This is a genomic window from Bacillus sp. FSL R5-0712, from assembly GCF_038593285.1.
In the GTDB taxonomy this organism is placed as follows: Bacteria; Bacillota; Bacilli; order Bacillales; family Bacillaceae; genus Bacillus; species Bacillus safensis.
The window spans coordinates 3,454,345-3,480,643 of the sequence record NZ_CP151981.1; the positions used below are offsets into that span (position 1 = coordinate 3,454,345).

Here is a 26,299-nt window from a genome sequence, read left to right on the forward strand (position 1 = left end):
GTTCAGCCAAAATCTCGAAAAACGAAACACAGCGGCATTTGCTATTTTTTTATTTGTCAAGTGTTGTACCAACATCAAGTCTTGGTACTTCATGGTGATGTCTGCATCGTGCTTCGTATGATTCCTGCGCACCTACTAAAATAATAGGATCATCATAGGATGCGGGTTTACCGTCGATCAAGCGTTGTGTTCTACTCGCTGGGGAGCCGCATACCGAACAAACTGCTTGAAGTTTTGTTACAAGCTCTGCACATGCCATTAAATGCGGAACAACACCAAATGGCTCTCCTCTGAAGTCTTGATCCAGGCCTGCAACAATGACTCGATAGCCTTGGTCAGCCAATTGAGTGACAATGTCAATGATTGTCTCATCAAAAAATTGCACCTCATCAATGCCAATGACATCGGTTCTTTCTGATATGTGCGTTATTATGTCTTTTGGTGAGGCTACTGCAATCCCATCTAATGATGAACCGTTATGTGACACAACTGAGCTTGTACTATATCGGTTATCAATCGATGGTTTGAATATTTTTACTTCTTGTTTGGCAAAGGTGGCCCTTTTGGCTCTCCGAATCAATTCTTCCGACTTTCCAGAAAACATACTGCCGCAGATGACTTCAAGCCAACCGCTTTGTTTCATCACATACATAAGGTCTTCTCCCCCGTTTTAAAGTTCCATCAATCCACGTAAAAAAACAGGCAAGAACGGATTCCTGCCTGTTTATTGTATCTATTATTACTTAAGACCGTATTTTTTGTTAAAGCGGTCAACACGTCCATCAGCAGAAGCGAATTTTTGACGGCCTGTATAGAAAGGATGGCACTCAGAGCAAATCTCGATGCGTACCTCTTCTTTTACTGATCCAGTTTCAAACTCATTTCCACAAGCGCATTTGACTGTAGCTTTTTTGTAGTTAGGATGAATTCCTGTTTTCATCTACTGTCATCTCCTTCCGCCCTGAATCCAATTCGGAAACAGAGTTAATATCTCAGAAATAAATTCTGAAACGCACATGATAAAATTATAACAGTGTGAGTCTATGATTGCAAATGTATTTTTTCAGAGAAACTATCTTCTTGATGCAGACATATTGGCTTGTTTCCATTCTTGCGTTAAAATATCGAAAAATTCTTGGTTTGTCTTTGTTTTTCTCATTTTGCGCATGAACTTCTCAGCGAAGTCAGGTGTATCTGACATCGATTTTCTCATCGCCCATAAACGATCAAGATGCTCTTTTGGCACAAGCAGTTCTTCTTTTCTCGTACCAGAACGGCGAATGTCGATCGCAGGGAAGATTCTTCTTTCGGCCAAAGAACGGTCCAAATGAAGCTCCATGTTCCCAGTTCCTTTAAACTCTTCATAAATTACGTCATCCATACGTGATCCTGTATCAACAAGTGCAGTGGCTAAAATCGTCAAGCTTCCGCCTTCTTCAATGTTACGCGCAGCACCAAAGAAGCGTTTTGGACGATGGAAAGCCGCAGGATCAATACCGCCTGAAAGCGTTCGGCCGCTTGGCGGAATCACAAGGTTGTATGCACGAGCAAGCCTTGTGATGCTGTCCATTAAGATGATGACATCTTTCTTATGTTCAACAAGACGCATAGCACGCTCTAAAACAAGCTCTGCTACTTTAATGTGGTTTTCCGGTACTTCGTCAAAGGTTGAACTAACAACATCCCCTGCAACAGAACGTTCGATATCTGTTACTTCTTCTGGGCGTTCGTCAATCAAAAGGACAATCAGCTCTGCCTCTGGGTGATTTTCAGAAATGCTGTTGGCAATTTCTTTAAGCAAAATGGTTTTCCCAGCCTTAGGCGGTGCAACGATTAAACCACGCTGTCCAAATCCAACTGGCGCCATCATGTCCATAATTCTAGTAGACAGGTGATTAGGCTGTGTTTCAAGAATCATTTGACGGTCAGGAAATAGCGGTGTGAGTGCAGGAAAGTGAACACGTTCCTTTGCTGATTCTGGGTCGTCCCCATTTACCGCTTCTACATGAAGGAGGCCATAGTAGCGTTCATTCTCTTTTGGAGGTCGTACCTTTCCAGACACTTTATCTCCATTTCGTAAATCAAAGCGTCTGATTTGTGAAGCTGAAATATAAATGTCTTCAGAACTTGGGGAGTAGTTAATCGGTCTTAAGAAACCAAATCCCTCAGACTGAATAATTTCAAGAACCCCTTCCATAAATAAGAGATCCTCTTGCTCAGCGTTCGCCTTTAAGATGGCAAAAATTAATTCTTTTTTTGTTAGTTTGCTGTAATAAGAGATTTTGTATCGTTTTGCTAACTCATACAGCTCTTTTAATTTCATATTTTCCAAAGATGAAATCGATACATCTTTCAATATGGACACCACACTTTTCTAGTCAATGTATTTCTTTACAAATGCATGACCATTGTATTTGATTAGCTTTTAATTCCGTTGTTGTTGGAATGACCTCGCTCTGATGGTAACGCTCCCACTCGTTTTATCGTGAAAGATAGGAACAATGTGAAATAGAGCTTTGTCAACATAGAGAAGGATAATGAGTATATCGTCATGATGCGGCAGTATTTAAACTTGTTGAAGCTTAAAAGAAGTAAATTCGCAGAAAATTTCGCAGCACTCTTTAGTTTTACCTCATTTGCAGAGAATATTCAACTTTTAAAAGAAAATGATATACATTTGACACCTATATGAAAAGCGGGTAATGAATACCCGCTTTCAGATTACGGACGAATGACAAGATTCGGTTTTTTCTTTAAGCTGTGTCTGCCGTCTACGAAACGAACCGTACCTGATTTCGCACGCATGACAACACTATGTGTTGTTCCAACAGAGCCTTTGAATTGAACACCTTTAAGTAATTCTCCGTCCGTTACACCTGTCGCTGCAAAAATGGCGTCATCTCCTTTTACGAGATCTTCCATTCTGAGGACTTTCCCAACATCCAGCCCCATTTTCTCACAGCGTCTTAGTTCTTCTTCACTTTGAGGAAGAAGCTTACCATGAATTTCACCACCAAGTGCCTTTAACGCAACAGCAGAAAGGACACCCTCAGGCGCTCCGCCTGAACCAAATAGAATATCAACACCTGTGTGATCAAATGCTGTATTAATGGCTCCTGCAACGTCACCATCGTCGATCAGTTTAATTCTTGCTCCTGCTTCTCTCAGTTCAGCAATAATTTTCTCATGTCGATCTCTGTTTAAAATCGTTGCAACCACATCTTCAATATCTTTGTTTTTTGCTTTTGCAACAGCGCGAAGATTATCAATGACAGGCGCTTCAATGTCGATGCAGCCTACCGCTTCTGGACCTACTGCGATCTTATCCATGTACATATCAGGTGCATTCAGCAGGTTGCCATGATCTGCAACTGCAATGACAGCTAAGGCATTCCAGCCGCCGCTTGCCACAATGTTTGTTCCTTCTAATGGATCAACAGCGACATCCACGCGAGGTCCATATCCGTTCCCAAGCTTTTCCCCAATATAAAGCATTGGTGCTTCGTCCATTTCTCCTTCGCCAATGACCACTGTTCCCTTCATCGGAATGGTATCAAATACATCACGCATTGCACTTGTTGCAGCATCATCCGCTTCGTCTTTTAATCCTCTTCCCATCCAACGGGCAGATTTTAATGCAGCTGCTTCTGTCACCCGTACTAGTTCCATCGATAAACTTCTTTCCATTTTTGTCCAAATCTCCTCTCACAGTCAAAGCCTTATGAATTTTGAAGTTCTTCTATTTCTTGGTCATTCAGCTTTTCACGCCAGATGGTTGCACCCAAGCCTTCAAGCTTCTTCTCAAGCAAACTATATCCTCTGTCTATATGTTCAAGCCCTGTGATTTCGGTCACACCGTCTGCCATTAACCCTGCGACAACAAGACAAGCGCCTGCACGCAGATCACTTGCTTTAACCTTTGCTCCTTGGAGCTGTGTTTGTCCGGTAATAATAGCAGATCTTCCTTCGACCTTCATGTTTGCACCCATTCGACGCAATTCGTCAATGTGCTTAAAGCGGGCTGAGTAGATCGTATCTGTGACCACACTCGTGCCTTTTGCTTTTGTTAACAGCGCCGTCATCGGCTGCTGAAGGTCAGTCGGAAAGCCCGGATACACAAGGGTTTTGATATCGACAGGCTTGAGTCCTTCGTTTCTGCCAACGATCAGCATCTGATCGTTGCTCGTTTCAATGGTGAACCCCATTTCTCTAAGTTTCGCCGTAATTGATTCTAAATGAGTTGGGATCACATTATCAAGTACAACTTCATCACCCATCGCTGCACCAGCTATTAAAAATGTTCCTGCTTCGATGCGGTCAGGGATGATTGAATGCTTACAGCCATGAAGAGATTCTACACCTTCGATTCGAATGACATCGGTACCCGCACCTTTGATTTTGGCTCCCATGCTTGCAAGCAGTGTCGCTACATCAATAATTTCGGGTTCCTTTGCAGCATTTTCAATCACGGTTTTTCCTTCAGCCAGTACGGCTGCCAGCATGATGTTGATCGTCGCACCTACACTGACAACATCAAGATAAATCCGGGCTCCGACTAATTTTTCAGCACGCAAATAAATCGCACCCTGCTCGTTTGTCACCTCGGCTCCAAGTGCTTCAAAGCCTTTGATATGCTGATCGATCGGCCTAGGTCCTAAATGGCATCCTCCTGGCAGTCCGATGACAGCCTGCTTAAATCTGCCCAGCATGGCGCCCATTAAATAATAGGATGCACGCAGTTTCTTCACTTTTCCATTAGGAAGCGGCATACTGATCATGGAAACAGGATTCACAACCATTTCACCTTTTTCAAAAGTGACCTTTCCGCCAATTTCTTCTAACAGATCTCGTAATGTGTCGATATCTGATATATGCGGAAGGCCTTCAATGGTTACTGGAGAATCAGCAAGAATCGTGGCAGGAATCAGTGCCACAGCACTATTTTTCGCACCACTAATATGTACGGTCCCGCGCAAGGGATCACCGCCGGCAATGTTTAACTTTTCCATATTTGTCTCCCTTCTTAAAGAAGATCACTGTTGGAGTTATACTGTTTGTGGATGTCGCGCTTTAAAAGGTCTTGTCCAAAATTTAGCCAATATCAAGAGAAAGAATACAGGTTAAACGAAATTTGTCGGAAGAAAAATAATCGAAGCTTTGCGAGGCTGTGATGTTCTCTTCTTTGCACAAAACATTTCTTAGCGTTTATAAGGAAAACTGCGGCAAACGAGAGACGATCCCGCCTGCCACAATCATTTATTTATTCCAGTCTGCTAAAAATTGCTCAATGCCTGCATCCGTTAATGGGTGTTTCGTCAGCTGCTTGATGACTTTCAGCGGCATTGTGCCGATATGAGCACCTCTAAGCGCAGCTTCTGTCACATGCTGCGGATGACGAATAGATGCAGCAATGATTTGTGTATCTAATCCATGAACATCAAAAATAGTTTTCACTTCGCTGATGAGATCAAGACCATTTTGGCCAATGTCATCTAAGCGGCCAAGGAATGGAGAAACATACGTCGCACCAGCTCTAGCTGCTAGAAGTGCCTGGTTTGCACTAAAAATCAATGTGACGTTTGTTTTAATTCCAAGGTCTGTTAATGCTTTGACAGCTTTAAGGCCATCTGTAGTCATTGGAATTTTGACCGTGATATTCGGTGCGATGGCAGCTAGCTCTTTTCCTTCTTCAATCATTTCCTCTGCTTTTAAGGAAATCACTTCTGCACTGACAGAACCTGATACCACGTCAGTGATTTCGCGAAGGCGGTCGTGGAATGAGACGTCCTTTTCTTTCGCTACTAAACTAGGGTTTGTTGTGACGCCTGCTAAAATGCCAAGCTCGTGCGCCTCTTTGATGTCTTCAATATTCGCTGTATCTACGAAAAATAACATAACTGTGCCACTCTCCTATCAATAAATTGTCTGAAATGTAAATTTGATTGCGCTTTCTCAAGATATGGAGAAAACCGCCTGTGACTCAGGCGGCTTTCGGTTCTCATCAAATTATGCTTGGTTAGAAGAACCAAATTCGCGCATTTTGCCGATAACAGTCGCTTTAATTGCGTCACGAGCTGGTCCAAGATATTTACGTGGATCATACTCTTCTGTTTTTGCAGCAAGTGTTTCGCGTACTGCTTTCGCAGAAGCAATTTGGTTTTCAGTGTTTACATTGATTTTTGCTGTACCAAGTGAAATTGCACGCTTGATGTCAGCAGTTGGGATACCTGTTCCGCCGTGAAGAACAAGTGGAAGACCAGTTGTTTTACCGATTTCTTCCATTTCAGCGAAACCAAGGTTTGGTTCACCTTTGTATGGACCATGTACTGAACCTAATGCAGGTGCAAGGCAGTCAATACCAGTGCGTTCTACAAGCTCTTGGCACTCTTTTGGATCAGCATAAATAACGCCTTCAGCGATGACGTCATCTTCTTGCCCACCAACAGTTCCAAGTTCAGCTTCTACAGACACACCATGGAAATGTGCAAGTTCAACGACTTTCGCAGTTGTTTCCACATTCTCATCGAATGGATGGTGAGAAGCATCGATCATGACAGAAGTAAATCCTGCATGAATCGCTTTTGCACAAGATTCAAAGCTTGAACCGTGATCTAAATGAATCGCAACAGGAACTGTTACATTATATTCTTCGATTAACGCTTTAACCATTGCGACAACTGTTTTGAAGCCGCCCATGTAGCGTCCTGCTCCTTCAGATACTCCTAAGATAACAGGAGATTTCTCTTCTTCAGCAGCTTGTAAAATCGCTTGCGTGAATTCTAAGTTATTTAAGTTAAACTGTCCAACAGCGTAACCTTTTTCCTTTGCGTCTTTCAACATTTCTGTCATTGAAACTAAAGGCATGATGAAAAATCCTCCCTATGTAGCTAATTTGCTTGCTAAAAAAAGCTCTCCACCCTAGCATGACCAGAATTTCTCGCCATATGTAAACTTTCAAAGTCAGATCGCTTTCTTCTTCTTTTCTAGAATACCAATTATTCGACAAATCGGCAACAGAATGACTCGATTCAATCATTTCCATCTAGCCATTTGTTTCAAGCGGCAGGTATTCTTTAACAGCATCTCGGATTTCATCAATATCAAAAGGCTTAGCGAAGTGCGTCAATGCACCGAGTTCTTTGGATTCTTGGATCATATCTAATTCTCCATAGGCTGTCATAATGATGACACGAATGTCTTCATCAATTAATTTCATTCGTTTTAAAATTTCGATACCATCCATTCCGGGAATTTTCATATCAAGCAGGACAAGGTTCGGTCTATGGTTTTTCACAATATCTAATGCCTGAAGTCCATTGGCAGCTTGAAAGGTTTGATAGCCTTCTTTATGAAACACTTCATTCAATAATATTCTAATACCGTACTGATCATCGACAATTAAAATTTTCTCATTCATCTGTTACACCCCATTGCTTTCATTTTTCGCCATAAAAAGAGCTGTTGTTAAATAATTCTGTTTGATTTTCACATTTCCTTTAATTATAATAGTTTACTTTACGACATTTTCTGAGCATTTTTCCTAATATTCTCTTTATATTCTATTATAAAATGATCTGACCGAAGGAGGAAATGAGTCTTGTTAAAAATTTTTACGACCCAGTTATCAGGTATTTTTTCACGTATTGGAGAAAAGCAGGCTGAAGCGATTGAGGACGGTGCACGCCTTCTTGCACAGGCTGTGGTCAGTGGACATGCCGTTTATTTTCATGGAAAGAATGAACTGGCTGCTGTCGCCCTAGAGGCATCTGAAAGCAAGGAGCCATTTCCCGGTGCGAAGGTACTGCCCCTCGATCAAAAGGAGCGCAGCTTACTTCATCCAAGTGACAGGGTGCTGCTATTTTATTCAGACCCAGAAGATCCAGAAATTCAATCTCTTGTCAAAGAACTGCACGAACAAGGGACACCCGTTGTTGGTGTAGGACCGGCACAAAAGGAGCCGTCCACGATTGAAGAGCATTGTGATGTCCACATTGATTTCCAGCTCAAGAAACCGCTTGTGCCCGCTGAAGATGGGACAAGGTTTGGTTATCCTGCTTTAATGACCTGCTTATACGTCTACCACGCTCTATCGTTTACTGTGAAGGAAATCGTTGAGGAATATGAATAAAAAAACTGCCGAGAAGTGATATTCTCGGCAGTTTTTTGTTTTATTTTGATTCAGATGCTTGGAGTGAAGCACCAACGAAATCTCTAAATAACGGCTGTGGTCTTGTTGGTCTTGAAACAAATTCTGGGTGGAACTGAGAAGCAAGGAACCAAGGGTGATCCTTCAGCTCAATAATTTCAACAAGACGTCCGTCTGGACTTGTACCTGAGAAGACAAAGCCTGCTGCTTCCATTTGCTGTCTGTATTCGTTATTAAACTCGTAGCGATGACGGTGGCGTTCGTAGACCACTTCGTCATTGTATGCAGCAAATGCTTTTGAGTCTTCATTTAATTTACAAGGGTATAGACCGAGACGAAGTGTTCCGCCTAGATCATCTACATCCTTCTGTTCTGGAAGAAGGTCAATGATTGGGAATGCTGTTTCAGGATCAATTTCCGCTGAATGAGCTCCCTCAAGGCCTAATACGTTTCTCGCGTATTCGATAGATGCCACTTGCATTCCTAAGCAGATTCCGAAGAATGGCACTTTGTTTTCACGGGCATATTGCGTAGCAATGATTTTCCCTTCTACTCCGCGGTCTCCGAAGCCTCCAGGAACAATAATACCGTCAACATCTTGTACGAAATCAGCGATATTCTCTGCTGTCACTTCTTCTGCATTGATCCATTTAATTTGAACATCTGCATCAAACGCATAACCAGCATGACGAAGTGATTCAACGACTGAAATATAAGCATCTTGCAGCTCAACATACTTCCCTACAAGACCAATTGTGACTTGTTTCGAAAGGTTTTGCACTTTATCAACAAGCGCTGTCCACTCTGTCATGTCCGCATCTTGGCAGTCAAGTTTCATATGTTCACATACTAGCTTGTCCAGCCCTTGTTTTTGTAAATCAAGCGGAATGGAGTATAGCGTGTCTGCATCCTGACATTCGATAACAGCTTTTGTATCAATATCACAGAATAGCGCAATTTTGTCCTTCATATCTTGCGTCATTGGCATTTCCGTTCTGACCACGATGACGTTTGGCTGAATACCAAGACTGCGAAGTTCTTTTACACTATGCTGTGTTGGTTTTGTTTTCAATTCACCCGCTGCACGGATGTAAGGAACAAGGGTACAATGAATGTACATCACGTTTTCACGGCCGATGTCACTCTTCATTTGACGAATGGCTTCAAGGAATGGAAGGGATTCGATATCTCCTACTGTTCCGCCGATTTCTGTAATGACCACATCTGCACCCGTTTCTTTTCCGGCACGGTACACGCGGTCTTTGATTTCATTTGTAATGTGGGGAATGACCTGTACTGTTCCACCTAAGTAATCACCGCGGCGCTCTTTCTTCAGAACAGTAGAATAGATTTTACCAGTTGTGACGTTGCTGTACTTATTTAAGTTAATATCAATGAAACGCTCGTAGTGACCTAAGTCAAGGTCTGTTTCCGCACCATCATCTGTGACAAAAACCTCACCGTGCTGGTATGGACTCATTGTCCCTGGGTCTACGTTGATGTATGGATCGAATTTTTGAATGGTAACATCCATCCCTCTATTTTTCAGAAGGCGGCCTAACGATGCAGCCGTGATTCCTTTTCCAAGTGAGGAAACAACTCCTCCTGTTACAAAAATATACTTTGTCATTTCGTATGCTCCTCTCTTTTTTACCCTTGCATGTCTACACATGCACAGCTTCATCCTTTTTAGAGTGTATCCCTAAATCTCTTGAAAAATAAGAAAGCTCCCTTTCAAATAAATGAAAGGGAGCGTAAATGAACGTATCTTTACGTACTCTTTTTTAGAGAGCCCAAAATACATACTACATAGTTCGCTCAGGAAAGTCAAGACGGTTTTGTCCTGTTTTGAGGACCGGTTTGAGAGGGTTATTTCTCTTCCTCATCATCGTCTAAATCGTCTTCATCAATCTCCGTTAAGCCGTCATCATCATCATCATCATCTTCGTCGAAGTCTTCAAGATCTTCTTCGATTTCTTCATCATCGTCTAGGTCGAGATCATCGTCGTCTTCTACAAGATCAAGGTCTTCTTCAAGCTCGTCGATTTCTTCTTCCTCTTCGATTTCATCGAAGTCGTCTTCAACGACAGCTGCTTTTGATTTTTTCTTTTTCGCTTTTGTTTTCACAGCTGGCTGAACTTCTTCTTCGATTTGATCAACTGGATACCAGCTGCGAAGTCCCCATCTCTGATCACCTAACGAAATAAAGCGGCCATCTATATTTAAGTCTGTATAAAATTGAGCAAGTCGATCATCAAGATCGGATTTTTGTATTCCTTGCAAACGGACAATTTCATCTATTAACTCGGAAAACGTAATTGGTGTTTTGCTGTCTCTGAAAATTTCATAAGCAAGTTCAACTAAAGACATTTGTTTGAGCTGTTCCTGTGAGTATTCTTTCAAACTCAAGGTCAGACACTCCCTTTCTATTACATGTATGTATCCATTTATCAGTGAAATAATAAGTATTTATACCTTATTCTTACGACAAACCATACCTCTCATTATAAACAAATTAGGGGAGTTTATGCCACCTTTATTGATGTTAATTTTTGATTTTTCTCACGGGGAGCACCTAGAGTGTGTACGGCATGCTTTTTGTCGTTCCGTTTTTTCTCGTCTGTTTTAAAATGGGATGTTCTGAATGAGTGAGACAACGATAGGAATCGTGAATAACATTCCAGCAGACATGAGTACGATTAGTTTTCTGCGGCTGTTTTCTTTTTCTTCCTGCTTTTTTGGAGATTTCGAAAGCTCCGCGGACACCATGATCCAGATCACCATCGTGACGATTGCCAAAATGCCCATAAATGTTGAGTTCATCATCATAACCTCCATATTGATATTTTCCCTAATTTTAACATAACACGATGATGTTATGGATGAACATTGACAATGCGCTTACATTTGAAAACTGCATGACGAACGAAAACAGACCACCTCACGTTCAGGCGGTCTTTGCTTGTTTTCTACATATCTAGCAGTTTCCTTGAGATGACCAGACGCTGGATTTCCTGAGTTCCTTCATAAATTTGAGTGATTTTCGCATCACGCATGTATCGTTCGACTGGGTAATCCTTTGTGTAGCCGTACCCGCCGAAGATTTGAACCGCTTCTGTCGTCACCTTCATCGCTGTATCACCGGCAAAGAGCTTGGACATGGCTGATTCCTTTCCATACGTTAGGCCTTTCGTTTCAAGCCATGCCGCCTGATAAGTAAGCAGCCTTGATGCTTCAATCGCTGTTGCCATATCAGCCAGCTTAAAGGCGATCCCTTGCTGCTGAATGATTGGTTTGCCAAATTGTTTACGTTCCTTGGCATAATCAACCGCCGCATCAAGAGCGCCTTGAGCAATCCCAACCGCCTGTGCAGCAATGCCGTTTCTGCCGCCATCGAGTGTCATCATGGCTATCTTGAACCCTTCTCCTTCTTGACCGAGCCGGTTCCTTTCATGAATTCGGCAATCTTCAAATCGAATTTCAGTTGTTGGCGAAGAACGTATGCCCAGTTTGCTTTCCTTTTTGCCAACGGAAAAACCAGGTGTCTCTTTTTCTACAATAAAAGCAGTTGTATTTCGAGATGAAGCTTCTTGGTCTGTTACGGCAAACACAATATAATAATCTGCAATGCCTCCATTTGTAATAAAGATTTTCGCCCCGTTCAGGACATATTCACTGCCTGCCTTGACGGCCGTTGTCTTCATTCCGCCAGCATCTGAACCAGAACCGCTCTCAGTAAGTGCGTATGCTCCCATCTTCTGCCCTTCTGCAAGCGGTTTTAAGTAGGTCTCTTTTTGTTCCTTTGTTCCGAATGTATAGATTGGCCATGAAGCAAGAGATGTATGAGCGGACAGGGTGACACCTGTAGAGGCGCACACTCTTGAAAGCTCCTCAACTGCTATGACGTAGGCTAAATAGTCACTGCCAATTCCGCCCACGTCTTCCGGCCAAGGGATACCCGTTAAACCGAGCTCCGCCATTTTGCGAAAAATAGATGGATCATATGTCTCTGTGTCGTCTCGCTTTGCTGCTGTTGGCTCCACTTCATTTTTCGCAAAGTCTCTCACCATTTTTTGAATCATTTCATGTTCATCACTTAATTGGAACTGCATCGTGAGCCACCTCGTTTCATATTAGCTGTTTACAGATGACCAGCCTTTGAATTTCACTTGTTCCTTCATAGATTTCACAAATTTTCGCATCACGAAAGTAACGTTCTGCTTGATAGCGATTCGTATAACCATCCATGCCTAGCAAATGGATCGCTTCTGTACTGATCTCTACCGCCGTTTTTGAAGCAAATAGCTTTGCCATTGATGCTTCCTTTGTGACCGGTCGATTTGCCTCTTTGAAAGAAGCCGCTTGATAGACGAGTAGTTTGGCTGCCTCAAGCTTCGCCGCCAAATCGCCCAGCCGAATGGTCGTTTCAAGACCTGCTGGATGCTTCTTTAAATAGACCACTGCCTCGGTTAAAGCGGCTTCTGCAATGCCAAGGCTTTGAGCCGCAATTCCGATTCTCCCTGCATTTAGGCTGGACATGGCAATTTGAAAGCCCTCTCCTTCTGCACCGAGCAGCTGATCTTTTGGAATCCGCACGCCATCAAAATGAAGCGTGACTGTTTTTGAACCGTGCAGTCCCATCTTTTTCTCATCTTTTCCAATCGTAAATCCCGGCGTATCTTTCTCGACAATGAACGCCGATATATTTTTTCTCGCAGAAGCTGGATCGGTCACCGCAAAGACAAGATACAGTTCTGCTTCTCCGCCGCTTGTGATAAAGATTTTCGTCCCATTTAATACATAATCGCCGCCCCTCCGCTCTGCTCTTAACTGAATACTGGAGGCATCTGATCCGGCCTTTGGTTCAGTCAGACAAAAGGCGCCCAGCTTCTTCCCGGATGCAAGCGGCGGCACATAAGTTTCTTTTTGTTCCTTCGTTCCAAAAGTCAAAATAGGCATCGTCACAACAGATGTATGAACGGACACAATGACACCGATGGTCGCACTCACTTTCGATAATTCATGGATTGCAATGATATACGTTGTAAAATCTGCTCCTAAGCCTTGATACGAAGCTGGTATTGGAATTCCTAGATAGCCTTTCCGCCCCATTTCACTTAAAAGGGTGTTTGGAAACCGGCCTTGTTCCATGGCTTCTACTTCAGGGAATATACGCTGGCGTGCAAATTCTGCTGTCTGTTCTCTCCAGAGACGCTGTTTATCCGTAAGCAAAACATCCATCTTGACTCCCCCTATGAGTGGTCGTGGTATGTGTAAAAACCTCTCTTTGTCTTTTTGCCCAGCCAGCCTGCATTCACGTATTTTTTCAAAAGAGGACAAGGCCGATATTTGCTGTCTCCAAGTCCCTCGTGAAGGGTATTCATAATAAATAAACATGTATCCAGTCCGATGAAATCAGCTAGACGAAGCGGCCCCATTGGATGATTCATCCCAAGTGTCATCACGTCATCAATGCTTTCTGCATCTGCTACGCCTTCATACAGGGTGTAAATGGCTTCATTGATCATTGGCATCAATATGCGATTTGATACAAACCCCGGGAAGTCTTCCACTTCAATTGGGGTTTTGTTTAATGTCTTCGCTGTTTCATAAACAACTTGATATGTGTCATCACTCGTTTGCAGTGCTCGAATGACTTCAACCAGTTTCATGACAGGAACCGGATTCATAAAATGCATGCCAATCACTTTCTCCGGTCTGCTCGTCACAGCTGCTAATTCTGTGATCGACAAGGAAGACGTGTTTGTCGCAAATATGGCCTCAGCCTCTGCAAATTGATCAAGTGTTTCAAAGATTTGTTTTTTCACACTCATTTGTTCTGATGCGGCTTCTATGACTAAATGAGCCTGTTGCATGTCTTTTAAATCTGTGGAAACGGCAAGCCGCTGCGTAATATCTCGGACTGCCTGATGTGCCAGCTTTCCTTTTTCTGCCCGCTTCGTCAGTTGTTTGGTCATGGAGGAAATCGCTCGATGAATCTGCTTTTCTGATACATCATGGAGCAGAACTGTATAGCCTGACTGAGCAAACACTTGGGCAATGCCTGATCCCATTTGACCAGCCCCAACGACCATAACGGTCTCTTCTATACTCATCAATAAACGCCTCCCTTTTCATCTACCTTTATCATGATGGCGTCTCCTTGACCGCCTCCGCTGCAAATCGCCGCAATGCCAAGGCCTCCGCCTCTTTGTCTTAATGCATGAATCAATGTCAATATGACGCGTGTTCCGCTTGCCCCAATCGGATGACCGATTGCGACAGCCCCCCCGTTGATATTCATTTTCCGCCGGTCGATCCCGGTTATTTTTTCACATGCCAAAGCCACAGCTGAAAAGGCCTCATTGATTTCAAACAAATCAATATCCTCTAGGCGCTTTCCTGTTTTCTTTAAAAGCTTCTCGATAGCAAAGGCTGGTGTTTTCGGAAAATCCTTCGCCTCTACAGCAATCTGAGCATGACCGAGAACGACTGCCATTGGCTTTACGTCATGCCGTGCAGCATACGTGTCTTTCATTAAAAGGAGCGCACTTGCACCATCATTGACACCTGGTGCATTTCCAGCGGTGATGGTCCCCTTCTGATCAAAAACAGGCATGAGCTTTGACAGCCGTTCATATGACGTATCACGCCGCGGAGACTCATCTTCTGTGATCAGCCGTTCTCCCGTTTTTATTTTGACGGTGACGGGGGTGATTTCATGTTGAAAAAAGCCGTTTTTTTGCGCTTCGATGGCCCGTTCATGACTTCTGAGTGCCCACAGATCCTGCTCTTCGCGCGTGATGCCGAGCTCCATTGCAGCCATACTTCCATACTCACCCATATGAACGCCTGTAAACGAACAGGTTAACCCATCTAAAATCATCGCATCTTGTACTGCACCATCTCCCATTTTGTAGCCCCATCGCGCTTTTTTTAGCAGATAAGGAGCGTGAGACATAGATTCCATACCGCCCGCTGCGATGACCTCAGCATCTCCGGCTCGAATGATTTGATCTGCTGCAGTCACACTGCGCATTCCGGATGCACAGACTTTATTGATGGTTTGTGTTGGAACAGACCAAGGAAGATCAGCATATCTTGCTGCTTGCCTTGAAGGAATCTGCCCTTGCCCTCCTTGTAACACACATCCCATGATGACCTCATCTATTTCATGAGAACCCGAAACTCTTTCCAGTGCAGCCTTGATCGCTATACCGCCTAGTTCTGCGGCAGTCAAACCACTGAGAGCACCGCCTAGTTTTCCAAATGGTGTTCTTGCTCCAGATACAATGACCGTCGTACTCATATATGCCCCTCCCCGTTTGTTACCGCTTACATATCATTTAGGCAGCTGATGAAGCAGCGCCATGGATAAGCCGATGAACATCCTATTCATCGGCCTGTCATGTTTACGACACCTGCTTTCCAGGCTCACCAAACACTGATTTTTCAAGAAGTTCGGCGACATCAAATGTGCCTACCTGCTCCTCTACTTCCTTCGCCTTCGTCCCATCTCCCAGCATCGTTAAGCAATAAGGACACCCTGAGCTGATGATGGACGGCTGTACCTGTAACGCCTGCTCCGTTCGTGCAGTGTTAATCCGGGTACCCGTCTCTTCTTCCATCCACATTAAGCCCCCGCCTGCTCCGCAGCACATACCAGTTTCACGATTGCGCTCCATTTCTTTCAGCGTCACACCAGGAATGGCTTTTAAAATGTCTCTTGGCGGGTCGTACACTTCGTTATATCTGCCTAGGTAGCAAGAGTCGTGGAAGGTAATCACTTCGTTTACTTCATGTACAGGTGTTATTTTCCCTTCTTTCACTAACTCTGCCAGTAATTCTGTATGATGGTACACTTCTGCCTCAAGTCCGAAGTCTGGATATTCATTTTTAAATAAGTTGTAGGCGTGTGGATCAATCGTGACGATCTTTGTAACGCCGTTTTTCTGGAATTCTTCAATGTTTTTTGCAGCAAGCTCTTGGAATAAAAATTCGTTTCCGAGTCTTCTTGGTGTATCACCTGAGTTCTTCTCTTTATTGCCTAGGATCGCAAAGGTGACCCCCGCTTCATTGAGGAGCTTCGCAAAGGCAAGCGCAATCTTTTGGCTTCGATTGTCATAAGCCCCCATTGAACCAACCCAGAATAAATAATCAAAAGTTTGCTCTGTTTTTTTCAGCTCTTTCACTGTCGGCACATGCACATCTTCTCTCAGTTCACGCCAATTTTCTCTTTCTTTCCGGTTCAGCCCCCACGGGTTCCCTTGGCGCTCAATGCTTGTCATGGCACGCTGTGCATCTGCGTCCATTTTTCCTTCAGTCAAGACAAGATATCTGCGCATATCAATAATCTTATCAACGTGTTCATTCATGACAGGGCATTGGTCTTCACAGTTTCGGCACGTCGTACATGCCCAGATTTCTTCTTCTGTAATGACCTCTCCAATAAGAGAAGGATGATATATCGAGCTGGCAGCCGACTCTTCCGCACCTGCTCCTCTCGCCTGCAGTGCCAGCTGGTTTCCTGTAGTCTGCTTGAAGGCAAGCTGCGGGACCCAAGGTGTCTTTGATGTAATAGCGGCCCCTTTATTGGTTAAATGATCTCTTAACCTTAATATCAAATCCATCGGAGACAGCATCTTCCCTGTCCCTGTTGCCGGGCACATATTCGTGCAGCGCCCGCATTCCACACAAGCGTAAAGATCGATGAGCTGAGACTGACGGAAGTCTTCAATTTTCCCCACACCGAAGGTCTCTTGTGTCTCATCTTCAAAATCGATTTTTTGCAGCTTGCCTGGCGGGTCTAATCTGCTGACAAATACGTTCACAGGCCCTGCAATTAGATGGGCGTGCTTTGACTGAGGAACATATACTAAGAATGTCAGCAAAATAAGAAGATGCACCCACCATGCGGCATAAAAAACAATCGCAGCCGCAAGAGGTGAAATTCCGCCCAGCAAGAAAGCAATACCAGAAGCGATTGGCTCAGTTGGTGATAGAGAGTGTCCATGCCAGATGATGTTCATGCCGTTCCCAAGTAAGACTGTCAGCATTAAGCCGCCAATAAATAAAAGCACTAGACCTGATTTGAAGCCTCGTTTTAAACGGATAAGCTTCTCCACGTATCTTCTATGGAAAGCCCATACAACGGCCACTAAAATGAGAAGTGTGACCACCTCTTGGAAAAACGTAAAGACGCCGTACACCGGACCTAAAGGAAGCCCGCTGTCTGGAATAAGCCCCTTCAGAATAAAATCAAGGGCTCCAAACTGTACGAGGATAAATCCGTAGAAAAACAGCACATGAATGATGCCGCTCTTCTTGTCCTTTAACAGCTTCTTTTGCCCAAATACATTGACCCAAACACGCTCTAAGCGTTTCTTCATGTCTTGTTGAAACTCTTCTTTTTTACCAAGACGAATATACGCCGCTCGTGTTCGAATGAGATAAACAAACAAATACACTGCGTAAGCGGTCACCGCCGCAAATGCGATCAAGTTGATGATTAAAAGGCTATTCATCTTGCTCCCCCTTTCATTCCCCAAAACCCACTTTGTTCCGTTTCCATGTTGTACCTCTATCATAAATAATGAATGAGTATTCAGTCAATATTTTTTACGCGTTTGGGTACACTATTGAAATATGCAAAAAAGGAGGAAGTTTCATGATCGCATTGATCATCCTACTCGTACTCATTGCCATCGTTTTGCTCGTGATGTTAGACCTTTATATGGGAAGGAAATATTTTTCTACTCACGCATTTGAACGGTCTTTTGACCAAACAAGCGGCGATGCTGCCTTTTATCATGATGGCGAACCATTTTTCGATCAGCTGCTTACCGATATACAGCAGGCCTCTTCTTCTATTCATATGATGTTCTTTATTGTAAAGAACGACAAGATTGGTCAAAGGGTCTTACAAGCATTGAAAGCCAAAGCGGAGCAAGGAGTATCCGTCTTTTTGCTGACCGACCGATTAGGCTCTTATCCGTTTGATCAAAAGGCGATTGACATGCTAGAAAGAAGCGGCATTCAATTTTACTTTTTAAATAAGCCTCGTTTCCCTTTTTTGATTTACCGTCTAAACATGAGAAATCACCGTAAAATTACGGTGATTGATGGGAAAATTGGCTATATTGGCGGATTTAATATAGGTGATGAATATGTTGGGAAGAAAGGCCGATTTGGCATTTGGAAGGATTATCATTTGCGGATGACTGGACAGGTTGTCGCAGATCTCCAGCATGTGTTTCTGAATGATTTGTACCGTTCGTCTGGCATTCATCAGCTGCAATATGAGGTTTTCCCTGCATTGGAACCGGGAACATTACAATGCACAACACGCGCGACTGCTGGCTTTTCTTTAGAAGCTTTATTTCTCCAAGATATTCAGCAGGCGAGGAAACAGATCATCATCTGTACGCCTTATTTTATTCCATCAGCCCCTCTTCTGAAGGCGCTGCTTGATGCACGAAAGCGGGGCGTCACAGTTGAAATTATCATTCCAATGAAAGCGGATCATCCACTTGTCAAAGAGGCTGGCTTTCATTATTTGAAGGACCTCATTGCCTCTGGATGTCTTGTTTATCGTTTTTATAAAGGGTTTTATCATTCTAAAGCCATTTTGATTGATCACAGCCGCTGTATGATTAGTACCGCGAATTTTGATAAACGCAGCTTGTTTTTAAACGAAGAAGTAGATGTAGCCATTGATGATCCTGCTTTTACTGTACACGTAGAAGAAAAGATTCGGGAGCATATGGAGGTTTCTGAGATCCTGACAGAAGAAACATTGTCAAAGCGTCCGCTTTTCACTCGGCCGCTTGAGTGGGTTGCCGCCATGTTCTCGTATTTTTTATAAAGGAGATGACCTATGCGTTATCGATTTGGTTATGTATCCAATGCCGTCACCTTGTGGGAAGCTTCTCCTGCCAAGTCGCTGACCTTTGCAAGATACAGCAAGCTCGCTAAGGGAGAAAGAAAAGAGGCTTTATTGCGAACAACGAAGGCCAATCTCGTGAATACATTAAGAACGCTTTATTTCGCCATTGCTCATGATATCCCGCTTTACCGTTTTTCAAGCTCGATCGTCCCGCTCGCGACCCATCCAGAGGTGCGCTGGGACTTTGTGACACCTTTTCACAAAGAATTTCTTGAGATCGGCAAGCTGGTGAAACGGCACGGCTTACGGGTCAGTTTTCACCCCAATCAATTCACCTTGTTTACTAGCCCCAAACCTTCCATTACAGAAAATGCCGTCATCGATATGACGTATCATTATCAGATGCTTGAGGCGATGAAGCTCGATAAGGAAGGCTACATGAACATTCATGTAGGCGGGGCGTACGGCGATAAAGAATCGGCTCTTCAACGCTTTGATGAAAATATCAAACAGCTTCCAGCTCATATCAAAGCGAGAATGACACTTGAGAACGATGACAAAACATATACGTCGCTCGAAACGCTTGGTGTATGTGAAAAGCATGACATTCCGTTTGTTTTTGATTACCATCATCACGTGGCAAATAAAGATGACGATGCCGCACTCGATGACATCCTGCCAAGAATGTTCGACACGTGGACAAACACTGGGATTCCGCCCAAAATCCATTTGTCTTCACCAAAATCAGAAAAAGCTATACGCAGTCATGCAGATGGAGTAGATATGAATTTTGTCTTACCGCTTTTTCAAGCATTAAAACCGTATGGCCGTGATGTAGATTTCATGATTGAAGCAAAATTAAAGGATCAGGCTCTGCTCCGTCTAGTCGAAGAGCTGTCTGCGATAAGGGGCAATCGGCGGACGGGCGGAGGAACCATTGAGTGGAAATCATAAAGAAAGGTTTACCTTTGTGCAAATGGGGGTAACAAAGCTATTGTGAGAAAGTAATTAACAGGAGGATATGAAGATGTCTCAAATCTATTCAATCCGAATCGCTGCGAAAGCGTTGAATTTACATAAGCTTATTTCTCTTTATGAAAAGTGCCAGCAGGCTCAGCATCGTATATATGTGTATTCTAAAAAAACAATGTGCAGCATTAAGAACATCGTAGAGCTTGAAACCTTCAGGCTCACTCATTTAGAGTCTGACTACTTAATTGTCGTAGAGGGGAAAAAAGCGCAAGATCTCCTTCAGCCGTTTGAAAAAGAGACGGTTTCATAAAGAAGAGCAGCCTCAGCCTGCTCTTTCAGATTGGTTGACAAATGGCTAAAATGATGTTGATTTTAGCCATTTGTCTTCTTTTCAGCGTGATAGAAAACCTTTGCAGCCTAGGAAGGACGAGTACCGGCGCGGAGCGAATTTGACATTCGTGAGCACCGGCACGCAGGCCTGACACCGAATGCGAGGATTTGTCTACATGCTGGGAGAGCAGCCGCGGGCTGCTCTTTTGCTATATCCACTCTTTTGTTAACCAAACTTGTTTGGAGGATGCATCCATTTTCACTTGTGCCCCGATTGGCATCGTAAGCATTGGGTGCGTATGGGCACAGTCAAAATCAGCGATGAGTGGTCTTTTTGTCTCTCCGAGCACCTCAAGTAAAATCTCGTAAGGTTCTTTGCCCGTTCCTTCATCATCAAACAGCTCATGTTTTCCTAAAAGAATCCCTGATACCCGTTCAAACACTCCATTTACTTTCAATAAAGAGAAGTTCTTTTCTACAACCGACGCGGTTTTCATACAATCTTCAATGAGAAGGATGTCTCCGTTTTTCACCGCTGGCATGAATTCACTTCCCCATATGCCGTACATCGCATTCAAGTTTCCGCCGATCAATCTGCCTTCTGCCTGTCCCTCTATGGCGCACAGCCAATCATTCGGACGCTGTTTTTTGTCACGCGTCTTTTCTTCCCAATTGATTCGTTCATCTGTCCAAAAAGGCGGTTTTTCAATCTGATAAGGAATGGTTTGTTGGGACATCAGGATGTCCTCAAATGACTGATATGTATTATTAACAAACGGTTCAAACTCGCCAAAAGAAGGAACAAGCGCAGGCCCGTAGAAAACAGGCAGTCCCGTTTTTTCGTACGCCGCTAGTAGAATCGCTGTCGCATCTGAATAACCGATCATGATTTTCGGATGTTGTTTCAGCAGGTCAAAATCAAGATAAGGCAGCAAACTATTTGAATTCGTCCCGCCAATCATTGACATGATGCACGCCAAGTCCTCTCTAGCCATCAGCTCATTCAGCTCATCTGCTCGTTCTTGAATTGTACCTGAACGGTAGTAATCCTCTTTCCCTGTTAATGATCCTGGAACCACAATGAATCCTTTTTGCTCAAGCCACTTCTTCGCCCGCTCATACCTAAGAGGCGAGGTCGCTGATGCAGGACTAGAAGGTGAAAATATACCGATCTTATCGCCCTTTTGTAATCGCCGAAGCCCCTTCATTCCATCAGATCCTTCCTACACGCATTTTTTCTATCCTAACAAAAAAAGCCCTTTAACAAAAGAGCTCTCAGATTGTTGACAAAGGGCTAAAATGATTTTTATTTTAGCCCTTTGTCTTCTTTTCAGCGTGATAGAAAACCTTTGCAGCCCTAGGAAGGGCGAGTACCGGAGCGGAGCGAATTGACATTCGTGAGCACCGGCACGCAGAACTGCGGGTGAATACGAGGGTTTGTCTAGCGCTGATCAATGACCAAACTGCGCTTCATGCAGTCTGCTGTACACGCCGCCCATTTGGATGAGCTCTTGGTGGCGGCCTTGTTCTTGGATGCCTTCCTCTGTCACGACGATGATACGGTCGGCGTGTTTAATTGTTGCCAGGCGGTGGGCAATGACGAGTGTTGTCCTGCCGACAGCCAGTTCGCTCAGTGCATCCTGTATAGCTTTTTCTGTTTCTGTATCAAGTGCTGATGTAGCTTCATCTAAAATAAGAATCGAAGGATTTTTTAGGAACATCCGCGCAATTGACAAGCGCTGCTTTTGACCGCCTGACAATTTGACGCCGCGCTCGCCTATCACCGTATTTAATCCTTCCGGGAAACGCTGAACGAGTTCCTCTAAATGTGCACGACGTACAGCCTCCCAAATCTCTGCATCGCTGGCTTCTAGGTTGCCGTACGCGATGTTTTCTCGAATGGTGCCTGAGAATAAAAAGACATCCTGCTGCACAATGCCGATCTGCTGTCTTAAAGAAGACAAGGTCATCGATTTTGTACTCACACCATCAATCGTAATCTCCCCTTTATCCACATCATAAAAACGTGGCAGCAAACTGCAAATCGTCGATTTCCCGGCTCCTGAAGGACCGACAAACGCAACAGTTTCTCCTTGTTTGATCTTCAAATCGATATCCTTTAACACATGGCTGTGCTCATCGTAGCCAAATGTCACGTTTCGATATTCAATTTCACCTTTTAGCCCGAATACATCACGAGCTCCCTCTGTATCCTTCACATCTGGCTCTGTTTCAAGTAAATCGACATAGCTTTTAAAGCCCGCAATTCCTTTCGGATACATTTCAATCACTGTGTTGATTTTATCAATCGGTCTGAATAAGACGTTTGTAATGAGAACAAACGCGATAAATCCACCTGCCGTTAATTGCCCTTGCAGAACAAACCATGTCCCTGCCAGAAGGACAAACAGTGTCACAAGACGGGTGAGAATGTAACTGATTGAGCCGTTGACCGACATGATTTTATATGAAAGAAGCTTCGCTTTTCGAAAGCGGTTGTTGTTTTCAGCAAAACGCTTTTTCTCGAAATGTTCGTTGGCAAAGGCTTGAACAAGACGAATGCCGCCAATATTGTTTTCAACCCTTGCATGAAAGTCTCCAATGTCATTGTTCAGCTGCGTAATCGCCTGCGTCATCTTCTTATTAAAATGAAGGGCGAGCCAGATGATGACAGGCATGATCAAGAAGGTTAAAATAGCAAGCTGCCAGTTAATCATCAGCATGACAGCAAAGGCGCCAAGAATCGTCATAATCGCAATAAACAAATCCTCAGGTCCGTGATGAGCCACCTCACCAATGTACATGAGGTCATTTGTCATCCGAGACATAAGCTTACCCGTTTTGTTGTTATCAAAGAACTTAAATGAGAGACGCTGAAAATGATCAAACAGCTTCTTCCTCATATCTGTTTCAATATTGATACCTAACATGTGCCCCCAGTACGACACAATAAACTGCATAACCGAGCTGAGTGCATAAATGATAAACAGAGCAAGTGCGGTCCAGGCAATGACCGTCCAATTCCCTGTTGGTAATAATGTATCAATGAAGTAGTTCACGATCAGCGGGAAACCAAGTTCCATTAATCCAACTGCGACAGCGCAAAAGAAATCTAAAAAGAACAGACCGCGATAGGGCCTGTAATAAGCGAAAAAGCGTTTTAGCATATGTAAAAGAACCTCATTTCCTCTATAATTGATAATCATTTTCAATTATAGAGGAATCCTCTTCAAAATACTAGATCAGGAAATGATTTCATTGACTGGAAATCCTCATAATACGCCAGAAAACAACCGGGCAAATGATTCCTTCAACCGCTCTTTTAAGCCTCTTTTATAAAAATGTACAGGACCCATTTGCTCACATTCCTTCATATCTTCCTCATAGTGGGCCATCAATTGCTCAATTGGCTTTTTCGCAGTTGTAAAGACATTGACCTCAAAATTGAGCTGAAAGCTTCTCATATCGACATTCGCGGTGCCGACAGAGGCTAGTTCTCCATCAGCAATCATCACCTTTTGATGCATAAACCCTTTTTGATAGTGATACACCTTGATGCCCTCTTTTAGAAGCTCAGAAAAATAGGATCGTGTGGCATATTGCGTGAGAAAACCGTCATTGATCTCTGGTACCATCACCCGTACATCCACCCCTCTTGTGGCAGCGATTTTGAGCGCAGTGCGAATCGATTCGTTTGGTACAAAGTAAGGTGTGGCAATCCAGACAAATTGTTTCGCATTAGAAATGAGAGCATCATATAAATCACTCATACTTTCTTTCATATCAGGTCCAGTTGGTACAACCTGAATGACATCATCGCCTGTCACAGAATGCGGCGTATGATACTTCGGATCATCAATTAATACTTCATCTGATACGTATTCCCAGTCGAGCATAAAAACGGAATGAAGGGTCTGAACAGCCTCACCCTTTAACATGGCATGCGTATCACGCCAAAAGCCAATCTTTTCATCCCGTCCTACGTATTCCTTGCCGACATTTAACCCGCCGACAAACCCTGTCTCTCCATCAATAATGACGATTTTCCGGTGATTTCGGAAATTGAATTTTTGATTAAAGAATCCATATTTTAAAGGTAGAAAAGGAGCGACCTTGACCCCTGCCTGCTTCAAGCGTTTAATATCTTTTCGCGAGAAGCGGATGCTGCCAGCCGCATCATATATGAAACGGACCTCTACCCCTTCTTTCACTTTTTCAATCAAAATCTCCATCATCCGGTGGCCGAGGAAATCGGATTTGAACATGTAATATTCAATATGAATGAACGATTTTGCCTTTTTTAACTCTTCAAAAATTCTGGGGAACGTCTCCTCCCCATTCTTTAAAATCTCCATATCACTATTTGTGTTCACATGCATACCTGTTGCTTTTTCTGTGTAATGAAAAAAAGCACGCTGATTATCGGTTAAACGTGACTCATTCGGCTTACTCTCAAGCTCAGAGATTCTGCGTAATTTCTCGCGGTTATACATTCTCTTTGATTTGAATAAATGACCCTTTACATAGAGCTGCCCTGAGAACAGATAGAACATATAGCCAATGATCGGGAAAAAAATGAGCACATATATCCATAACAGCGTGTGCTGTGATGTACGGTTCTCCAGCATGAGTGAGATGATACTAAATAAAATAATGGCGATATAAATCGCTGCGTACAGCTGAACGCTCCACGCCGGCACAGTCCACCAATACACCACATATGCCCCGAATATCATAAAATATAAAAATAAAAATTCCAGTCTTCTCTTTTTCACATTCTCCGCCCTCATTCTGTCTTTTTCTCTTCCATACCCTTTGCACAGCTTGTATGAAACGCACGACCCATTCCTTTTTCCTAGCCTTTACAGACTTGAGCTATTTGATCCGATATAATGGAGAAATATGTGATGGAAAGGAAGATTTGTTTATGCATACACCCTCTCCTTTAAAAAAAGGCGGCCATATTCGTGTCATTGCCCCAAGCCGAAGTGCCAGCATTTTATCAAAAGAAGGAATTTCTCAAGCGAAAAAACGTTTAGAGTCTTTAGGCTTCACTGTCTCTTTTGGACAGCATGTGTTTGAATGTGACATTCATTCCTCATCGTCTATTGAACACCGCTTGTCTGATCTGCATGAGGCGTTCAAAGATGATGAGGTTGATGGTATTTTGACAGCCATCGGAGGCTTTAACTGCAATGAGCTTTTGCCTTATATTGATTACGATTTGATCCGACAGCATCCTAAAGTCCTTTGCGGCTATAGTGACATCACTGCACTTGCAAACGCCATTACAGCGAAATGTGATATGATGACATATTCTGGCCCCCATTTCTCAAGCTTTCAAATGGAGCAGGGACAGGAAGAGCAGACCGCCATGTTTCAAGCTTGTTTGATGAACGGCGGCGAACCGTTTGATGTGATTCCTTCGACAAAATGGAGTGATGACGCGTGGTATCTAGATCAAGCGAATAGGCAGTTTCATCCGACGAAATGGAACATATATCAGGAAGGAACAGCTGAAGGCACCTTGTTTGGCGGAAACCTTTGTACACTGAACTTACTGCAAGGGACATCGTTTATGCCGAATGTAAAGGATGCGATCTTATTTGTCGAGGATGATGATCTGGTATTCCCTGAAATGTTCGCCAGAGACCTTACCTCCCTCTTGCAGCATGCACAATCAATCAAAGGGTTGATCATCGGACGCTTTCAGAAGAAATCCAACATGACAGAGGAACATTTAAGATTCATCCTAGATAAGCATCCAATGCTCAAACACATCCCAGTGATTTACGACGTCGATATCGGACATACACAGCCAGTCTTCACCTTCCCGATTGGTGGAAACGTTCAGCTAGCGTGTACAAATGGAGACGTGAAGCTGCGCATTCATTCATAACTTAAGGCCAAAAAGCACCCGAATAGGCGGTGCTTTTTTCTATGCCACCATCTTTTTTAAAGTTTTT

The 26,299-nt window shown here is 43.5% G+C and carries 24 protein-coding genes; 5 read left to right on the forward strand and 19 right to left on the reverse strand.

Annotation, left to right across the window (positions count from 1 at the left end):
* Positions 1-49: 49 nt before the first annotated feature.
* The 8 genes from NSU11_RS17830 to NSU11_RS17865 all read right to left on the reverse strand — a co-directional run bounded on the left by NSU11_RS17830 (position 50) and on the right by NSU11_RS17865 (position 7,417).
* Positions 50-652, reverse strand: a complete 603-nt coding sequence (locus NSU11_RS17830; protein ID WP_024426350.1) for a thymidine kinase — start codon at positions 650-652, stop codon at positions 50-52.
* An 87-nt stretch (positions 653-739) separates the two neighbouring features.
* Positions 740-940 carry a 50S ribosomal protein L31 gene (gene rpmE / locus NSU11_RS17835; protein WP_003215407.1) on the reverse strand — a complete coding sequence of 67 codons (201 nt, stop codon included), beginning with the start codon at positions 938-940 and terminating at the stop codon, positions 740-742.
* Positions 941-1,072: 132 nt separating this feature from the next.
* Positions 1,073-2,356, reverse strand: coding sequence for a transcription termination factor Rho (rho, locus tag NSU11_RS17840; protein ID WP_008354975.1), 1,284 nt, complete (start codon positions 2,354-2,356; stop codon positions 1,073-1,075).
* A 365-nt stretch (positions 2,357-2,721) separates the two neighbouring features.
* Positions 2,722-3,687 carry a class II fructose-bisphosphatase gene (glpX, locus tag NSU11_RS17845; protein WP_012011567.1) on the reverse strand — a complete coding sequence of 322 codons (966 nt, stop codon included), beginning with the start codon at positions 3,685-3,687 and terminating at the stop codon, positions 2,722-2,724.
* Positions 3,688-3,719: 32 nt separating this feature from the next.
* Positions 3,720-5,009: a UDP-N-acetylglucosamine 1-carboxyvinyltransferase gene (locus tag NSU11_RS17850; protein ID WP_024423746.1), complete on the reverse strand. Its 1,290-nt coding sequence runs from the start codon at positions 5,007-5,009 to the stop codon at positions 3,720-3,722.
* 247 nt (positions 5,010-5,256) lie between these two features.
* Positions 5,257-5,895 (reverse strand): fructose-6-phosphate aldolase, encoded by a 639-nt coding sequence (gene fsa, locus NSU11_RS17855; RefSeq protein WP_024426351.1) that lies wholly within the window; start codon positions 5,893-5,895, stop codon positions 5,257-5,259.
* A 111-nt stretch (positions 5,896-6,006) separates the two neighbouring features.
* Positions 6,007-6,864, reverse strand: a complete 858-nt coding sequence (locus tag NSU11_RS17860) for a class II fructose-bisphosphate aldolase (RefSeq protein WP_024423748.1) — start codon at positions 6,862-6,864, stop codon at positions 6,007-6,009.
* A 178-nt stretch (positions 6,865-7,042) separates the two neighbouring features.
* Positions 7,043-7,417, reverse strand: a complete 375-nt coding sequence (locus NSU11_RS17865; RefSeq protein WP_003214681.1) for a response regulator — start codon at positions 7,415-7,417, stop codon at positions 7,043-7,045.
* 180 nt (positions 7,418-7,597) lie between these two features.
* Here NSU11_RS17865 and NSU11_RS17870 point away from each other — a divergent pair, with 180 nt between their 5' ends.
* Positions 7,598-8,128 carry a DUF2529 domain-containing protein gene (locus NSU11_RS17870; protein WP_024423749.1) on the forward strand — a complete coding sequence of 177 codons (531 nt, stop codon included), beginning with the start codon at positions 7,598-7,600 and terminating at the stop codon, positions 8,126-8,128.
* Between the two features lie 40 nt (positions 8,129-8,168).
* Here the strand turns inward: NSU11_RS17870 and pyrG are convergent, their stop codons facing one another.
* From pyrG to NSU11_RS17910, 8 genes are all read right to left on the reverse strand, one after another.
* Positions 8,169-9,776 (reverse strand): CTP synthase (glutamine hydrolyzing), encoded by a 1,608-nt coding sequence (gene pyrG / locus NSU11_RS17875; protein ID WP_024423750.1) that lies wholly within the window; start codon positions 9,774-9,776, stop codon positions 8,169-8,171.
* Between the two features lie 239 nt (positions 9,777-10,015).
* A complete protein-coding gene (gene rpoE, locus NSU11_RS17880) occupies positions 10,016-10,555 on the reverse strand; it encodes a DNA-directed RNA polymerase subunit delta (protein WP_311164939.1) in 540 nt (179 codons plus the stop codon).
* A 216-nt stretch (positions 10,556-10,771) separates the two neighbouring features.
* Positions 10,772-10,969: a hypothetical protein gene (locus tag NSU11_RS17885; RefSeq protein ID WP_044330930.1), complete on the reverse strand. Its 198-nt coding sequence runs from the start codon at positions 10,967-10,969 to the stop codon at positions 10,772-10,774.
* Between the two features lie 146 nt (positions 10,970-11,115).
* Positions 11,116-12,258: an acyl-CoA dehydrogenase gene (locus NSU11_RS17890; protein ID WP_311164940.1), complete on the reverse strand. Its 1,143-nt coding sequence runs from the start codon at positions 12,256-12,258 to the stop codon at positions 11,116-11,118.
* A gap of 16 nt (positions 12,259-12,274) precedes the next feature.
* Positions 12,275-13,387, reverse strand: a complete 1,113-nt coding sequence (locus tag NSU11_RS17895) for an acyl-CoA dehydrogenase family protein (protein WP_311164941.1) — start codon at positions 13,385-13,387, stop codon at positions 12,275-12,277.
* Positions 13,388-13,398: 11 nt separating this feature from the next.
* Positions 13,399-14,262, reverse strand: coding sequence for a 3-hydroxybutyryl-CoA dehydrogenase (locus NSU11_RS17900; protein ID WP_024423755.1), 864 nt, complete (start codon positions 14,260-14,262; stop codon positions 13,399-13,401).
* Entirely contained in the window at positions 14,262-15,455 is a 1,194-nt protein-coding gene (locus NSU11_RS17905; protein ID WP_311164942.1) for an acetyl-CoA C-acetyltransferase, read from the reverse strand. The genes NSU11_RS17900 and NSU11_RS17905 overlap by 1 nt, the downstream gene beginning before the upstream one ends.
* A gap of 103 nt (positions 15,456-15,558) precedes the next feature.
* Positions 15,559-17,670 (reverse strand): heterodisulfide reductase-related iron-sulfur binding cluster, encoded by a 2,112-nt coding sequence (locus tag NSU11_RS17910; RefSeq protein ID WP_311164943.1) that lies wholly within the window; start codon positions 17,668-17,670, stop codon positions 15,559-15,561.
* Between the two features lie 143 nt (positions 17,671-17,813).
* Between NSU11_RS17910 and cls (NSU11_RS17915) the strand changes: the two genes are divergently transcribed.
* The 3 genes from cls (NSU11_RS17915) (at position 17,814) to NSU11_RS17925 (ending at position 20,313) form a co-directional block, all read left to right on the forward strand.
* A complete protein-coding gene (cls, locus tag NSU11_RS17915; RefSeq protein WP_120207874.1) occupies positions 17,814-19,010 on the forward strand; it encodes a cardiolipin synthase in 1,197 nt (398 codons plus the stop codon).
* A gap of 12 nt (positions 19,011-19,022) precedes the next feature.
* Positions 19,023-19,985 carry a UV DNA damage repair endonuclease UvsE gene (uvsE, locus tag NSU11_RS17920; protein WP_025093868.1) on the forward strand — a complete coding sequence of 321 codons (963 nt, stop codon included), beginning with the start codon at positions 19,023-19,025 and terminating at the stop codon, positions 19,983-19,985.
* A 73-nt stretch (positions 19,986-20,058) separates the two neighbouring features.
* The gene (locus NSU11_RS17925; RefSeq protein ID WP_024423759.1) at positions 20,059-20,313 is read left to right on the forward strand and encodes a hypothetical protein; all 255 of its coding nucleotides are present in this window, start codon (positions 20,059-20,061) and stop codon (positions 20,311-20,313) included.
* A gap of 229 nt (positions 20,314-20,542) precedes the next feature.
* Here the strand turns inward: NSU11_RS17925 and NSU11_RS17930 are convergent, their stop codons facing one another.
* The 3 genes from NSU11_RS17930 to cls (NSU11_RS17940) all read right to left on the reverse strand — a co-directional run bounded on the left by NSU11_RS17930 (position 20,543) and on the right by cls (NSU11_RS17940) (position 25,108).
* The gene (locus tag NSU11_RS17930; protein ID WP_025093867.1) at positions 20,543-21,541 is read right to left on the reverse strand and encodes a S66 peptidase family protein; all 999 of its coding nucleotides are present in this window, start codon (positions 21,539-21,541) and stop codon (positions 20,543-20,545) included.
* Positions 21,542-21,784: 243 nt separating this feature from the next.
* Positions 21,785-23,500 carry an ABC transporter ATP-binding protein gene (locus NSU11_RS17935; protein WP_125585845.1) on the reverse strand — a complete coding sequence of 572 codons (1,716 nt, stop codon included), beginning with the start codon at positions 23,498-23,500 and terminating at the stop codon, positions 21,785-21,787.
* Positions 23,501-23,605: 105 nt separating this feature from the next.
* On the reverse strand, positions 23,606-25,108 hold the full coding sequence (gene cls, locus NSU11_RS17940) for a cardiolipin synthase (RefSeq protein WP_263904849.1): 1,503 nt from the start codon (positions 25,106-25,108) through the stop codon (positions 23,606-23,608).
* A 152-nt stretch (positions 25,109-25,260) separates the two neighbouring features.
* On the opposite strand from cls (NSU11_RS17940), the gene NSU11_RS17945 reads away from it, so the two are divergent.
* Entirely contained in the window at positions 25,261-26,232 is a 972-nt protein-coding gene (locus NSU11_RS17945; RefSeq protein ID WP_171464759.1) for a S66 peptidase family protein, read from the forward strand.
* Positions 26,233-26,299 lie beyond the last annotated feature (67 nt).